We start from the raw sequence: 15687 nt of genomic DNA, 5'->3' as shown, positions 1-15687 counted from the left end.
GCGGGGCAGGGAGTGAATCCCTAGACGATCGGCAACTGGAACGGACGATTCATGTTCCGGGTGTGCTCTTCTTCGCCATGAGCGTGATCGTCGTGACCGTGTTCGCCTTCGCCATGGCCATGATCGTCGCTTCCGTGATCATCGTGACCGTGCTCGCCATGCTCTCCATGGCCGTGATGAGGTTTCTCGAGCGACAAATCATCGATTTGCGAACGAGTCATCAAAGCGAGAGGTGTGTTGCGAATTCGAGCTTTGTAAGTCGTTCGCGGTTTGACGTTGAGCTGGCTCAACATGCCATAGCTGCGAATGTCAGCCTTGGCTTTCGCAACAGCGGATTCGGGATCCGCGATGTTGCCGAACTCGATCGCATTGGTTGGGCAAGCAGCTTGGCAAGCGGTGACGATTTCACCATCGCGAACCGGACGGCCGCCGTCTTTGCGAGCGTCGATCTTGGCGTGCTCGATGCGTTGGACACAGTAGGTGCACTTTTCCATGACCCCACGACCGCGAACGGTGACATCGGGGTTGAGCACCAACTGTTGCAATTTGCGGTTGGCCTTTTCGATCGAACCAGGGTAGGCATCGATGCCGTAGCCGACACCGACTTCTTTGTTGTAATTGAAGTAGTTGAAGCGGCGAACTTTGTAGGGGCAGTTGTTCGCACAGTACCGCGTGCCGATGCAGCGGTTGTAGGTCATCGCGTTGAGACCTTCGTTTGTGTGAACCGTCGCCGCGACGGGGCAAACCTGTTCGCAAGGTGCGGTTTCGCAGTGCATGCAGGTGACCGGTTCCTGAACGATGTCAGCAACGTCTGGATCGCCTTGGAAGTAGCGGTCGATTCGCAACCAATGCATTTCGCGGCTGTTGCCGACCTGTTCTTTGCCGACGATCGGCACGTTGTTTTCGCTTTGACAAGCAATCACGCAGCCGTTGCAACCAAGGCACTTGGTCAAGTCGATCGACATGCCCCACTGAGGCACTTGCTCTTGGGTTTCTTCGATCGAATTGATTGGTTCTTTCCAAAGCGAACCTTCTTCGCCAACCGATGGGACGTGAGGTCCTTTGGCTTCGGTGAACTCAGGCAGCTTGTTGAGCAGTTCCAACGTGCCTTCGCGAATCAGGCTGAAGCTGCGGCTTTCGGCTTCGTCACGTCCGAGTTCATCAATCGCCCAGTGGTCTTGGGTCGTGACCAATTCGTACTCGGTGTAACGCGGACGCGCTTCGACCGGGTGAGCGTACAACATCGAATCCGTGAATCGGACTGGCGACACGTTGACACCGACTGGGTCGACACCCATTTCGGTCGAACCGCCAACCGCACCGACACGAGTTCGGCCGTAGCCGATCTGAGTGGTGATGACGCCGGGTGCACAACCGGGCATCTCGTAAACGGGCAATTCAACCGAAGAATCACCGCGACGAATCGCGACCATCAAACCGTGCTTGATTCCCAATGCTTCCGCGGTGCGAGGGCTCATGACCGCCGCGTTGTCCCAAACCAACTTCGTCAGGGCTTGAGGCAACTCCTGCAACCAACCGTTGTTGGCAAAGCGACCGTCGTAAAGAGCTTCCGATGCGGTGAAGACCACTTCGATGTCATCTTGATCAACGTCCAGCGTGACTTCGGGAAGTTCACCTGGCAGTTCAACGGATGTATCGCCGGCAGAGACTTCTTCGGCCGAAACAACAACGTCTTCGGAGAAACCGTCGTGCAACAACTTTCGCCACTGACGATCGCTGATAGCCGCTCCCGAAACCGAATCCGCGGTGCGGCGGACCAATTTTTCACCATCGGTGACTTCTTGGTCCAACATCAACGCCAGGACTTCTGCGGCGGAGCGACCACCTAGAAGCGGCATGATTTGCGGTTGGCAAACGCCGTAGTGACCATCGATTCCGACGCAGTCCCCCCAGGATTCCAGTGGGTGGCTCATCGGCAACGACCAACCACATTTCTCTGCGGTCTCGTCGTCGTAGATGCCCAAATAAATCGAGTGCTCGACTCGCTCAAGAGCCTTGGTGAAGTTCAAGTCACCAGGTGCGGTATGAACGACGTTCGTGTCAACAAACAAAACCGTGCTTAGATCGCCGCTATTGATTCGAACGAATGCGTCTTTGAGCGAAATCTGATTCTTCAGTTCCGTTCCGGCGATTGGGCGGAAGGTTTGGATTGAACTGAGCGAACCGAGTTTTGAGTTTATGTCGATGCCCGCGACAATCGCGTCGGCACCCAATGTTTCCCCAACAACCACGACTCCCTTGTCGCCAGCGGCGGCCAAGTCAGTTGCGGCGGCGTTCAAGAATCGATCCAATCGAGCTGCGGCTTCGATTTCGTTGTATGCGGCGCCTTTTTCGGGCAGATTTTCAAGGTCGTATTGTTCGCCTAGCGTTTCGCCGGCTTTGACCTTTTCGACACGGCGGCCAAGTTCAGCCAAAACAGCCTTCATTTGGCTGGGGCGAATCGCAATGCGAACGTCGGCGGCGGCTCCGGTGGTCGTGTACCCGCCTTCGGCGACGTACAGACGACTCATTTGGCCCTTTGTTTCTTCCCGCATTGGATCGCGTTTGGCCGCGAACGTGCGTGAGTTGTTTTGACTTCCGGCATCACTGCCCAGGAAATCCGACTGGAAGGAAACAATGACTTCGGCTTCGGTGAAATCAAACTTTTGTGCGGATGGTTTGCCGAAGACACGCTGGGTGGCTTCGTTCATCAAGCCACCATCGATCGAGTCATAAACGCAAACCGATGCGGCGGGCAACTTCTTTTGCAACTCGCCGATCATTCGCAGCGTGGTCGGCGAAGTCGTCGGCGACATCATCACCGCGACCGATTGGCCATCGCCAACCGAACGCAGCAGAGCTTGGCCGTAGTTTGCAAATGATTCCCAATCGGTTTCGATGCGACGTTTTTCGGTTTTGTCGTATTGAATCGGCACACCGGCTTCGCCGCGGGCTCGATCGGGATCGTACAGCCCGAGCACGCAGGCTTGTGCGTAAGTCCCCGCTCCGCCGCCTGCGGGGTGAGTCGTGTTGGGCTCGGCTTTGATCGGACGGCCATCGACGCAAGTAATCAGCAGATGCTGGACTTCACCGGCGAGTTCGAAGTTGGTCGCTGCTTGATAGGTTTCACCCGGCACACGGTCCGCGGGACGAAGCACAAACGGAGCGATCAATTCTTCGGGATAACGACACCCAGCTGCGCCGGCCATGGCCAGCGACGCACCCATGATTTGCATCCATCGACGACGCGACACACCCTCGGGGAATTCCGACGCCGCGACTGGAAATTCGCGATGCAGAAATTCGTTGACGAACGTGTCGTCTTGACGATATTCCGACAAGCTTCGCCAGTACTGCGGTTTGCCTGCAGCGGACGAGGAAGAGGCTTCGGAGGAATCGAAACCGGCGTCTTGGGTCGAAGTGGTCATGGAGGAAAATCTTCTCAGTTCAGTTTGCGGTGAGTCAGCCGAATTCAGCGGGCCAGTTGTTCTCGATGGACTATCGGTGACAAACCGCACAATGGACTTGTGGATTGATGTTGTGTTCTTCTCGATGGGCTTTCGCGAATTCCGCTTGATCAGCGAACTCGCCCCAATCGTGGTCTTCCGCTTTCCAATCGAGCTTGGTGACAAACTCAACCGGGCGAAGGTGTTCGTTCGGGTTGCGGTGACAAGTGATACACCATGCCATCGACAGTTGCTCGTGTTGGTACACGACTTCCATTTGGTCGATGCGTCCGTGGCAGGAAACGCAACTGACGCCGGAATTCACGTGTGCGGCGTGATTGAAGTAAACGAATTCGGGCAAGTTGTGAATTCGCTTCCAGGCAACGCTGCGACCGGTTTTCCAACTCTCGTGGATCGGTGCCAAGCTGGCTTTGTCGGTGTGAACCGCACCCAAAGCCGTTTGACCGTTCTCAGCGGCGGGCGAGTGACAATTCACGCAGGTTGCCGTTGGAGGCACAGCAGCGTGGGCGGCATCAAAAACGGTGTTGTGGCAGTACCGACAATCCATTTTCAACTGTCCCGCGTGAATCGCGTGACTGAATGGGACCGGCTGAGTCGGTTGATAGCCCACGTTGAGAGTCTGAGGGTCCGTGACCAATCCACCCATGGCAGCGGCGTACACGCCTCCGCCAACAATGGCCAGTCCTAGAACGCCCAAGAAGGGATTGACCCAACGTGGAAACAAAAAACGTTTCATGATCGATCCAAATCACACGCCAACGGAAACCAAACCCCAAACCGCATTTCGCACCTGAGGGATCCCCCGAGTGCAACACGACCGAGCAACGTTGACGAGACAAGAAAAAGTAATAGAGCATCCGCGCAACTCTTCCGAGCGCGGGCCGGGATTATCAGTCGGAAACACCTGCGAGGGCAAGGCCAGCGAACGATCAGCGACATTGTGTCGCACAAAAAATCGAACCTCAGTCGACAATACCGGCCCTTGACTGCCCGACTCCCCTGTCTACGCACCTGCGCAGCACTCCCCACCAGCACTCAAACCGAAACATGGGGCAATGGGGTAGGCTCGGAGGTTCGCCGAGCCTGCCGCACTTGGAACGCTAGGTGGCTGCGTGGGGCGACCGCATGACGCACCCCAACCTCCAAAGCGACGATCATTTCTCGCCGAACACGCAACCCGACACACCCCGAGGCTAGCCCTTCAGCTGCTCGTTCATCTGAATGGTCGCCGCCCGAACCGCATCTTGCCAATTGCTCTCATCCGCAGCGACCGAGAACTCTTCACGCTTGTGAGCAAAGACAATATGCCGAGAACTGTTCACGACCGCGCCGGCTCCATTGGCATCCATCGCCGCACGCACATCATCGGCCGATCCGCCCTGAGCCCCAAATCCGGGAACCAACAGAATACTGTGCGGCATCGCCTTCCGCAGTTCAACGAGTTGCTCGGGATAGGTTGCTCCAACCACCGCACCAACCGGCCCGTAGCCATCAGCGTCCAGTCGAGACTTGTTCAGTTCCGTGACCAGCTCCGCCACGGACTGATAGATCGTCTTTCCATCGACACTGAGATCTTGCAGGTAGCCGCCACCGGGATTTGAGGTCTTCACAAGAACAAAGATGCCCGCCGCCCGTCGGTCACAAACCTCCACGAAGGGCTCCAGGCTGTCTCGCCCCAAATAGGGACTGACCGTCAACGCGTCACTTCCCCAGGGCGATCGATCGGGTTCAGCACTTCCCAAATAAGCGTCCGCATAAGCCGTCGCGGTACTGCCAATATCGTTCCGCTTGCCATCGGTGATGACGATCAATCCGGCTTGATTCGCATGAGAAATGACTTCGCCCAGCGAAACCATCCCGGCTGGGCCGAGTTGCTCAAAAAAAGCGGCTTGGGGCTTCACGCAGGGCACCAAACCCGCGACCGCGTCAATGATCTCACAGCAAAATTGCGTGTAAGCGGCCGCAACGGAATCCTTCCGTTTCTCCGAAACACTGTCCCGAAGCGGCTTGGGCAACTGCTCCAATCGCGGGTCCAAACCCACGCAAGTCACCGATCCGGTCCGCAAGATTGCCGCATTGAGCTGCGTGGCAAATGTCATCAATCACACCCCGTTGAAGTCTGAATCCAAACAGTCGGAATGCTATCGGATTTCGGGCAAATTGTCGGCCCAGCTTCCGTGACTTTTCATTGACGGCGGACAAAGTCGATCAAGCGGCCGCTAAACCAGGCTGCTCGGTCGTTCGCAACAGAAGCCGCCCTTCATCCAACCACTCGCTGACGAAGGTCTGGCCCTGCAGAGCCTCCAATTCGACTCGCACTGGCACCAACTCAGGCAACGCATCGCCCGCGGCACACTCTCGTTCGCGAAAACCGCCGCCGATGCTGCCTTCGCATTTGGTTGCCAGTGTCAGCTTCATCCCAGCAGTGGTCAGAGGATCGATGTTTTGCGGAAACAGATCCGCCTCTGGATCGGCGGAGGCCACATCCATCGCGTGCCAACGACCGTCAGTGAACTTCACCCAAACCTTGATTCCCAACAACGCATTGGGCAAGGAACTGTTGTTCACGATCGCCAGGTTCAACCAATACTTCAGCACGATTTCGTTTTCGCCGGGCGCCACCCGCCGATAGGTCGCGGTGTCTTCCATCGCCATCAACATCGTGCCACGCAAACCCGTGACGGTGCACGCGACCAATTTGGCCCGCTCGCGATTGGCACGAACCAACCAAAAATAAAACGTCGACGCGACGGCAAAGAAAGATGCCATCAACGACAAACTTTCACGAGCCATTCCCATGTCATTCCAAGGCATCTGCGTTCTCCAGCGATTCGAACTCTCGACCCCTCCGGTCTACCGAAGCTGAACGAGCGAGCGAAAGAGAGAAACGCACCGAAGACCTGACGCGAGGAAACTCGAATCCGAACAAACTTGGTCATTGCCCGCCGCGAAAAAGGATCACCCTCTCTTTGCGGCGTTGAACCAGCGTCGATGAACGTTGGCTAACCACGGGCTTCTTCAAAAGCCGTGATTTTGTCTTCGTGCAACAAAGTTTGTGCGATGTCATCGAGACCGTGCAGCATGTTGTGACGGCGACTGGCATCCACTTCGAACGAACGCTCAAAGCCCTGGCCGTCTGTGATGACCTGGTTTTCCAAATCGACGGTCAACTGGTAAGGGTTTCCCTTCTCAGCTCGTTGAAACAATTCTTCGACGTCTTCTTCAGACAACGCGATTGGCAGAACGCCGTTCTTGAAGCAGTTGTTGAAAAAGATGTCCGCGAACGAAGGAGCGATCACAGCACGAAAGCCATAATCGTCGAGCGCCCAAACGGCGTGTTCGCGACTGCTGCCGCTACCGAAGTTTTGACGCGTGAGCAAGATCGACGCCCCTTTGACGTTGATTCGGTTGAGCTCAAAGTCAGGGTTCTCGGTCTCGCCGTCTTCCAAGAAACGCCAATCAAAGAACAAGAACTGGCCGAAGCCGGTTCGTTCAATGCGTTTCAGGAATTGCTTGGGGATGATCTGATCCGTGTCAACGTTGGCACGATCCAGCGTTGCCACAACGCCTTGGTGTACGGTGAAGTTTTGCATGGTGGAAGCCTGCGGCTGCAGCTATAAGCGTTTGGCTTCTAGCTGTTAGCTATTGAGGGGTGGTTTATTCGCCGCGGGGTACTCGCCCCGGTTGCCGGCGTGAAGATTGAAACAAAAGGCTAGCAACAAATTGCTAGCCGCTCATGGCCGAGCTGAATCACCGACGGGCAACTCAGCGATAATCCCAATCGCGAATATCGACGAAGTGACCTTTGATCGCGGCTGCTGCAGCCATCGCGGGGCTGACCAAGTGTGTTCGGCCACCTTTACCTTGGCGACCTTCGAAGTTGCGATTGCTAGTGCTGGCACAACGTTCGCCCGGAGCCAGTTTGTCGGGGTTCATCGCCAAACACATGCTGCAACCGGCTTCTCGCCAATCAAACCCAGCGTCGGTGAAGACTTTGTGTAAACCTTCTTCCTCGGCTTGCAACTTCACCTTGCCACTACCGGGCACGATCATCGCATTGACTTTGTCGCTGCAGTGATGCCCTTTGATCACAGCCGCCGCTGCTCGCAAATCTTCGATGCGGGCGTTGGTGCAAGAACCTATGAACACTCGATTGATTTCGATCTCGGTGATCGGAGTGCCGGCCTTCAGGTCCATGTACTGAAGCGCCGAAGCGGTCGACTTTTGCACGTTGACGTCCGTGCTGTCGCCCGGTGATGGCACCACCGAATCGACGCTGCACACCTGACCGGGGTTGGTTCCCCAAGTCACCTGAGGTCGGATGTCCGAGCCCTTGTAGAGGTTGCTTCGGTCGTAAGTCGCACCGGGGTCGGATGGCAGTTTCTTCCAGGCTTCCACCGCGGCATCAAAATCGGCGGGGCATTCTGGACGACCTCGCAAGTAGTCGAACGTCGTTTGATCGGGCGCGATCATTCCGGCACGAGCACCAGCTTCGATCGACATATTGCAGACCGTCATTCGCTCTTCCATCGTCAGGTTGCGAACGGCGTCTCCGGTGAACTCGAGAACGTAGCCAGTTCCACCTGCGGTTCCGATTTGGCCAATCAGATACAGGATCATGTCCTTCGCGGTCACTCCGCGGGCCAGTTCGCCATCGACGCGAAGTTCAAACGTTTTCGGTTTGAACTGCAGAAGCGTTTGCGTCGCCAAGACGTGCTCAACTTCGCTGGTCCCGATGCCAAACGCCAGCGAACCAAAAGCACCGTGCGTCGCGGTGTGGGAGTCGCCACAAACGATGGTCATTCCCGGTTGGGTGTAACCGTTTTCGGGGCCGATCACGTGCACGATTCCCTGACGCACGTCATCGATGTCGAACAGCTGAACACCGAACTCCTTGCAGTTCTCACGCAGCGTTTCGATCTGTTTGCGACTGATCGGATCAGCGATCGGCAAACTGCGATCGGACGTTGGAACGTTGTGATCGGGGGTCGCGATGGTGCGTTCAGGACGACGAACGGGGCGGTTGTTGATCCGCAATCCCTCGAACGCCTGGGGGCTGGTCACTTCATGGACCAGGTGCAGATCAATGTAGATGATCGCGGGCCCAGACTCGGGGGCGTGAACCAGATGCTGGTCCCAAATTTTGTCCAGCAACGTTCGGCTGCCGGTGGATTGAGAAGTGGCTCCCGCTTGGCTGGGAGCGGTCGAAGAAGCGTCAGACATGGATCGTGAGACGAGCGTGGGTGGGGAAAACTGGGATTTCAATCCCGGGAACCCGACACTGTCGACACTGAGGGGCAACCTGTCAACTCAAAGCAGAGACAGAAGTTGTGATCCCAGGCCACCACCCACCTTGACCAGGTTCAGCCACGCTACGGTGACCGATCCTTAATGTGGACCGCTCCTTGAAGTGGACCGATCTTCGAATCAGACAGGTTCTTCGATGAATTCTTGGACCGGTTGCTGGCCAGGAACGATTCGTGTGATGCTGACCTTTGTTCGGCGAAGTTCATCCACCTCTTCCAAAAGATTATTGATCAAATCCGCGATCTCGGCTCCCGCCGTTTCGCCAATGTGGACCATGAGTGCTTTGCGTGAGTTGTAGCTCAAACCCCGATCGTTCATCTCAGGAGAACTCCGCTGCAAGTGTTGAAAGGAATGAATTCAGAACCGCCCTCTGACGAGACTAAGAGCAATGTTCCGATTAGTGAAACCCTAGTTGGGATCTGAAATCGCTCGACCGTGAAATTTACTCAACCGTCACACTTTTCGCCAAGTTACGGGGCTTATCAACGTCACAACCCCTCAAAACGGCAATATGGTAGGACAGCAACTGAAGGGGAATGGCCGAGACAATTGGCTGCAAAAATTCAGGGACTTCCGGAATCATGATGACCTCGTCGGCGATCCGGCGAATCTGAGCCTCTTCGTGGCTGGCGACGGCAATCACGGGGCCTCCGCGAGCCTTGACCTCTTCCATGTTCGACATGACTTTGTCGTAGGTCGTTCCGCGTGGCATGATGAAAACACTGGGGGTGTGCTTGTCCACCAGCGCAATCGGGCCGTGCTTCATCTCCGCCGCCGGGTAGCCTTCGGCGTGGATATAGCTGATTTCTTTTAGCTTCAGAGCCCCCTCGAGGGCCGTCGGGAAGTTGTAGCGACGCCCGAGATACAAAACATTGGAAGCTTCCGCGTACTTCGATGCGATCCGGCGAACTTCAGAATCGCACGTCAATGCTTGCTCGACCGCCGCTGGCAAACGTCGCAGCTCTTCGATGATTCGGCCGCCTGATTCGAAACTCATGTGCCGCATGCGGCCAAAGTAAAGCGACAACATTGCAAGCACACAGCACTGGCTGGAATAAGCCTTGGTGCTGGCCACGCCAATCTCCGGCCCGGCATGCAGGTAGATTCCGCCGTCCGCAGCCTGGGCGATCGAACTGCCAACCACGTTGCAAAGCGCCAGCGTTCGATGCCCCTTGCGTTTGGTCTCATTGAGTGCCGCGAGCGTGTCAGCCGTCTCGCCGCTTTGTGTGATCCCAAAAACCAAAGTGTTGTTCTCGATCGGCGGGTTCCGGTACCGAAGCTCGCTGGCGTATTCCACGCAAACGGGAATTCTCGCGAACTCTTCGATCATGTATTCGCCGACCAGAGCCGAGTGCCAACTGGTTCCGCAACCGGTCAAGATGATCCGCTCAACGCCCCGTAGTTGCTGAGGCGTCAGGTTCAAACCACCAAAGACCGCCGTCGCATCTTCGTCGTTCAAACGGCCCCGCATCGCATTGCGAAGCGAATCAGGTTGTTCGTGAATTTCTTTGAGCATGTAATGCTCATAGCCATTCATGCTGACTTCGCCGGTGTCCTCAGCCAACGGCTGAATGTTCACTCGCACCTTGCCGCTATCGCGATGAAGCACCGTGAATCCATCCGCGGTCAACACTGCGATCTGATGATCTGCGAGATAAACGATGCGGTCCGTTCGGCCGGCAATCGGCGATGCATCACTGGCTACGAAATACTCGCCACGACCAACGCCCAATACCAACGGGCTGCCGAACCGAGCCGCGATCAACAACCCAGGTTTCTCGCGAAAAGCGACGGCCAAACCATAGGTGCCGCGAAGCTGAGCGATCGCCCACTGCACCGCGGTGACGTATCGCATGTTCGGCTGAGTCGGATCGGCCGGGGTGCTCTTCAAGCCTTCCGCGACCAAGTGTGCAATCACTTCGCTATCGGTCGCCGATTTGAATTGGTAACCCTTCGCGATCAACTCATCTTTCAGAACCTGAAAGTTCTCGATGACACCATTGTGGGCCAACACAACTTCGCCTGTTCCGCCGATGTGCGGGTGAGCGTTCTCTTCGGTGGCTGGACCGTGCGTGGCCCATCGAGTGTGACCCAGCCCCAAGGTGCCTTCTGTTGGCGTCCCCAAACGATCGGCCAACGCCTGAATCCGACCGACCGATCGTGTGATTGCGATGTCGCTGCCGCCGTGAATGGCGACCCCCGCACTGTCGTAGCCCCGGTATTCCAACCGCCGAAGTCCATCGATCAGGAACTCAGCTGCTTGGTCCGCACCGACGTATCCAACAATTCCACACATGACTCTTGCCGCTACCGAATGACAGAAAAGGGGCCCACGATTCTTGTTGTGTCCCGCGCAACCGTGGCCGACGTCAAGAGACGACCTGCCGCATCCGAGTTGCCCGCCAAGGACGGAACCTCTTGTTTGGCCAGAATTCACCGGCCTTATGCCTGTATTCGGCTTTTACAGCACATTCGATCCAACCCTTTGGCTCCTAGCGATTTGGATGATTCCGTCGAACGCGAACAATCCGATCGATCGCTTTATCTTGCCAAATCCCCCGGACCAATGCGGCTGACAGAACAGCGTTTTCCCAGGTAAAGCCACTTTCGGGAACAACGCATCGCGATGGTGTAATCCACTCAGCAAACTGCCTCACACGGCAACTTGGTGTCAATTTGACGAACCAGCCGGGAAATTCTGTCGATTTGAAAGGAGCCACTGCCCTCACTGCCCCACAGCGAGATACGCCTAGTAGCAAACGCACGCCTGCCCCGCCGTGAACAAAAGACCGCCACCATGCCCCAATCCAGCAAATCACGCCCGACTGCCGACCGGTCCCAGCGATCCACTCGTCGTCCTCAGTGCAGAGTTCCCGCAAGCGGGATAGATTCGCCTGCCGACCCACTTGGTGCCGCGGTCCGATTGCTAAGCGAAACGGCACACGATTTAAAATCCCCCTTGGCTGGCATCGCTGCCACGATGGAAGTCATTCGCGACGGCATCCTTGGCGACGTGACACCGTCTCAGGCGGAGTTCCTGCAAGCCGCCATGACTCAGTGCGAATACATCGATTCGTTGATTGGCGAATTGTCTCGAGCCGAACGTCTGCGATCCGGCACACCTCGCGTCCGTCGCGTTGCCACCAAGCGAACCGCCATTCGCGATGCAGTGGATTTGTCCACGCGCTCGCTGCTCAGCAACAAACAAATTGATCTGCACTGGGACGGTGCCGAGCCGAACTCAATCGACACATTGGTCGACTCAACGATCCTTTCGCGTCTGCTGACCAACCTGATCATCAATGCGGAACGCGCCAGCAAGTCTGGATCGCCGATCCTGATTCGAGTGGAAGACGATCTGAATCGCGGAGTCGCGGTCTGGTCAGTGATTGATCGCGGTCGAGGGATCTCGCCGCAACGATTGCAACAACTCAGCGGTACGCAGAGGATCGCGTCGGATCTGGGCGGCGAAGGTCTTGGATTGCTGATCTCGCGACAAATGGCATCGCTTCATTACTCCACGCTGACCTTGCGAAGCCGACTGGGAAGCGGAACCGACGCAGTGTTTGAAACGCCGCTGGCCACCCCGGCGGGAATCGCCACCACGTTCGCTCGCTTCCGAGCTGAAAGGCGAGGAACTCGTTCGCGCCCACAAACCATTCAACAATGGAAGTCCGACGAATCCAAAGCGTTCGAACGGGAACTGCGTGGCGGCAATCGCGTACGCATCGAAAGCATGGCAAACTCTTCCTCGTGGCACGAGATCCAATTGCAATCCGACGACATCCGTCCCGTCCGTGCCGATCGCCTGGCACTGGGACGAGTGACCGCGGATGTCGAGTGCACGATGGAGATGGCTGATCGTTTCGACGAAACGCTGCAGTACAACCTCAGCCCGTTTGAGTTGGCCTACCGAACCTCTCGAAGGAGCTGGGTTTGCGCACTGGATGCTGACCACCACAGCATGCCGACTCGGATGCAGCAAATCGAGATGATTTCGCGACGTGTCACCCCGGCGATGCAATTGCAATGGAGCGAACCGTCGATCGTGCCGGTCCAAGAACGCAGCCTTCAGTGTTTGTTAATCGACGCAATGACGACCCGCTCACTCGCCGAAGCCGCCGGAACCATCCCCGATGTCGACTCCGTTCGCTTGGGAACCCCCGAAATCTCGTTTTCGCCCGTCGCATCCGCTCGACTCGACGAAGAACTTCGCCGAATGAGCGAGAGAATGAAGTCGCAATCCGATCGACTTCGAAGCCAATCCGCCGCTCTTCGCCCTCGGGTTTGACCGCCCTCGTGAAGGAAGGTGACGGTTTAGGACCTTTAGTCGTTTGCCGTCAACGTTTACACTTCGCCGCTGTGATTGCTTCCGGCACTTTTGGACGGAGCAGACGATTTTGCGAGAAACATGCGGGCGAGTAGCTAGATGAGTGATTCAACAGTTCGAGGCGTGGTGAACGTGATCGAAGAAACCAAGACCTACGGTCAAAAAGGGTTTCGCAAACGAATGGTGGTTCTCGAACAAGACAAAGGTAGCTTCAGCAACTACATCCCCATCGAATTCACCCGCGATGCTTGCGACAGCGTCGACGAAATGAACATGGGCGACGAAATCGAAGTTGCGTACCGATTGAACGGCCGAAAATGGCAGCGGGATCCGCAAAGCGAAGTCAAATACTTCGTTAGCGTCGAAGCTTTGTCGTACAAAGTCGTCGGTGCTTCCGGCGGAAACGCGGGTGCGGGTGCGGACGCTGCCAACGATGCCTTCAACGAAGTCGACGACGAAGCTCCGTTCTGAACCCATTGCAGGTTCACGACTGATAGAACATCCAAAAAGCCCGCAAATCCATCGTGTTTGCGGGCTTTTTGCGTCCGTTGTCGCTCGCGATCTGAATGCGAGCATCCCCGCGATTGCGTACAAATCGAATCGACTGCGGTGTAATCAACTTGGCACCGGTCATCTGGGGGACTAAAAACAGTCTCCAGACGACTCAGTTTGCCTATTCGTGCCCGCAGATCGCAGCAACCAAGTCCGGCCCGTTCCCCCGCGATGGAACCACCGTCGGCATTGAGCTCTTCGTGCCGAACGAATGATGGATGCCCGAGGTTCCTCTGAGTCGCCTGATTCAACTCGACCGCAGGGAACCCAATCATCATGTCACCTCATCCAATGACGCTGCTGCGGCGTTCGATGCTGCGATACAAGATTGGACGACTGCAACGGTATCTCGCTGATGCGGAACGGGCTCGCGATATTCAGCGCGAAAACTTGCTGCATCGCATTCACCAGAACGCGGACACCGCCTTCGGACGCGACCACGGCTTTTCCGAAATCCGAACACTCGAAGACTTCCGCCGTCGCGTTCCAATCGCGGGCTACGAAGCAGCCCGCCCCTATGTCGACCGAGTCATTCAAGGCGAGACGACGGCGCTGTTCCCAGAGAACACCAAAGTCGTCATGTTCGCGACAACGTCTGGGACGACCGATCATCCAAAGATGATTCCGGTGACGGAGGATTTCTATCGACAATACAAAGCCGGCTGGCAGTACTGGGGCACAGGCGTCTACCGCGACTATCCCCATTTGCTGCAGATGAAATCGCTGCAGTTTTCGAGCCACTGGAACGTTACGCAAACGCCGTCGGGCGCCCCCTGTGGCAACATCAGCGGGTTGGCTGCGGAAACCCGGCCGTTTTATATCGGGTCGCTGTTCGTGCTGCCCGCCTGCGTCATCCAAATCACCGAACACCTGGCCAAACACTACACCGCGTTGCGACTAAGCCTCGCCTGCGATCGAGTCGGTAAAATCGTGACGGCCAACCCCAGCACCTTGGTGGAAGTTGCCAAGTTCGCGGACACGATGAAAGAGACTTTGATTCGTGATATCCATGACGGAACGCTCACCGGCGACCAACCCATCCCAGACGCGATTCGCCAACAACTTCGATCGCGGTTGCGTCCCAATCCTCGCCGCGCCCGACAACTTCAACAAATCGTCGACCGCACCGGGCATCTCTATCCCAAAGACGCCTGGCCGGACCTCACGCTACTCGCTGTTTGGACCGGAGGCTCAGTCGGACTTTATCTAAACCAGCTGCCAGAATATTACGGCGACGCCGCCATTCGTGATCACGGACTCTCGGCCAGCGAAGGTCGCATGACCGTTCCGCTGCAAAATGGCTCCCCCTCAGGCATGCTTGACTACAGCAGCCACCACTTCGAATTCATTCCTGAATCAGAACGAGATAGCAAAACACCGCACGTTTTGGAAGCTTGGGAACTTACCGAGGGCGAGAATTATTTCATCGTGTTGACGACGGCCAGTGGCCTGTATCGGTATGACATCCATGACTTGGTTCGCTGCGATGGTTTCTGTGGTCAAACCCCCATGCTCTCGTTCCTTAACAAAGGCAAGAACTTTTGCAGCTTCACCGGTGAAAAGCTGAGCGAACACCAAGTCATGCAGGCGATGCAGCAAACCCTGCAATCGATCAACGCTCCGTCTTGCACTTTCACGCTCGCACCTACACTCGGCGAACGCCCTCGATATCACTTGGTGCTCGACGACTCTTCTTTGCCAAATCTTTGCGAACGAATTGGCCAGGAACTGCAAAACCAATTGGCTCAAGTCAATTGCGAATACGCCGACAAGTGTGCCAGCGGACGTATCGAACCGATCCAAGTCACTCGCGTTCCCGCGGGAACGTGGGAGAAACTGAGGGCCAGCAAAACATCCAAACGGGGCAACTTCGAGGAATACAAACACCCGTGCCTGACGAACGACCCAAACTTTTTGCAAAACCTTAGCAAGCTGGATTCGGCATCACCCAGCTGATCGCTGAAGTCAAGTAAGAAAGCCGAACTCACACATCGCGACACCTCCATTGCAGCTGCAGACTTCGGTTCTGCG

The 15687-nt window shown here is 56.4% G+C and carries 11 protein-coding genes; 3 read left to right on the top strand and 8 right to left on the bottom strand.

What is annotated here, in order from left to right; genetic code table 11:
- Positions 1-20: 20 nt before the first annotated feature.
- The 8 genes from RB_RS26395 to glmS form a co-directional block, all read right to left on the bottom strand.
- Complete coding sequence (locus tag RB_RS26395; RefSeq protein WP_164922552.1) at positions 21-3428, bottom strand: TAT-variant-translocated molybdopterin oxidoreductase; 3408 nt, start codon at positions 3426-3428, stop codon at positions 21-23.
- 70 nt (positions 3429-3498) lie between these two features.
- Positions 3499-4203 (bottom strand): cytochrome c3 family protein, encoded by a 705-nt coding sequence (locus tag RB_RS26390; protein WP_011123848.1) that lies wholly within the window; start codon positions 4201-4203, stop codon positions 3499-3501.
- 457 nt (positions 4204-4660) lie between these two features.
- A complete protein-coding gene (gene pyrF, locus RB_RS26385; RefSeq protein ID WP_164922551.1) occupies positions 4661-5566 on the bottom strand; it encodes an orotidine-5'-phosphate decarboxylase in 906 nt (301 codons plus the stop codon).
- Positions 5567-5675: 109 nt separating this feature from the next.
- Positions 5676-6281, bottom strand: a complete 606-nt coding sequence (locus RB_RS26380) for a hypothetical protein (RefSeq protein WP_011123844.1) — start codon at positions 6279-6281, stop codon at positions 5676-5678.
- Positions 6282-6469: 188 nt separating this feature from the next.
- A complete protein-coding gene (gene leuD, locus RB_RS26375; RefSeq protein ID WP_007330456.1) occupies positions 6470-7060 on the bottom strand; it encodes a 3-isopropylmalate dehydratase small subunit in 591 nt (196 codons plus the stop codon).
- A 172-nt stretch (positions 7061-7232) separates the two neighbouring features.
- Positions 7233-8690 (bottom strand): 3-isopropylmalate dehydratase large subunit, encoded by a 1458-nt coding sequence (gene leuC / locus RB_RS26370; protein WP_007340234.1) that lies wholly within the window; start codon positions 8688-8690, stop codon positions 7233-7235.
- A 204-nt stretch (positions 8691-8894) separates the two neighbouring features.
- The gene (locus RB_RS26365; RefSeq protein WP_007328386.1) at positions 8895-9092 is read right to left on the bottom strand and encodes a hypothetical protein; all 198 of its coding nucleotides are present in this window, start codon (positions 9090-9092) and stop codon (positions 8895-8897) included.
- Positions 9093-9216: 124 nt separating this feature from the next.
- The gene (gene glmS, locus RB_RS26360; protein ID WP_007328387.1) at positions 9217-11070 is read right to left on the bottom strand and encodes a glutamine--fructose-6-phosphate transaminase (isomerizing); all 1854 of its coding nucleotides are present in this window, start codon (positions 11068-11070) and stop codon (positions 9217-9219) included.
- Positions 11071-11571: 501 nt separating this feature from the next.
- Here glmS and RB_RS26350 point away from each other — a divergent pair.
- The 3 genes from RB_RS26350 (at position 11572) to RB_RS26340 (ending at position 15612) form a co-directional block, all read left to right on the top strand.
- Positions 11572-13065: a sensor histidine kinase gene (locus RB_RS26350; RefSeq protein ID WP_011123838.1), complete on the top strand. Its 1494-nt coding sequence runs from the start codon at positions 11572-11574 to the stop codon at positions 13063-13065.
- Between the two features lie 138 nt (positions 13066-13203).
- The gene (locus RB_RS26345; protein WP_007330460.1) at positions 13204-13575 is read left to right on the top strand and encodes a DUF3127 domain-containing protein; all 372 of its coding nucleotides are present in this window, start codon (positions 13204-13206) and stop codon (positions 13573-13575) included.
- A gap of 357 nt (positions 13576-13932) precedes the next feature.
- Positions 13933-15612 carry a GH3 auxin-responsive promoter family protein gene (locus tag RB_RS26340; RefSeq protein ID WP_011123836.1) on the top strand — a complete coding sequence of 560 codons (1680 nt, stop codon included), beginning with the start codon at positions 13933-13935 and terminating at the stop codon, positions 15610-15612.
- Positions 15613-15687: the final 75 nt, after the last annotated feature.

This window comes from Rhodopirellula baltica SH 1, from assembly GCF_000196115.1.
Taxonomy (GTDB): Bacteria; Planctomycetota; Planctomycetia; order Pirellulales; family Pirellulaceae; genus Rhodopirellula; species Rhodopirellula baltica.
Note: the sequence above shows the minus strand (reverse complement) of the source record. Positions and strands in the feature narration are given on the sequence as shown.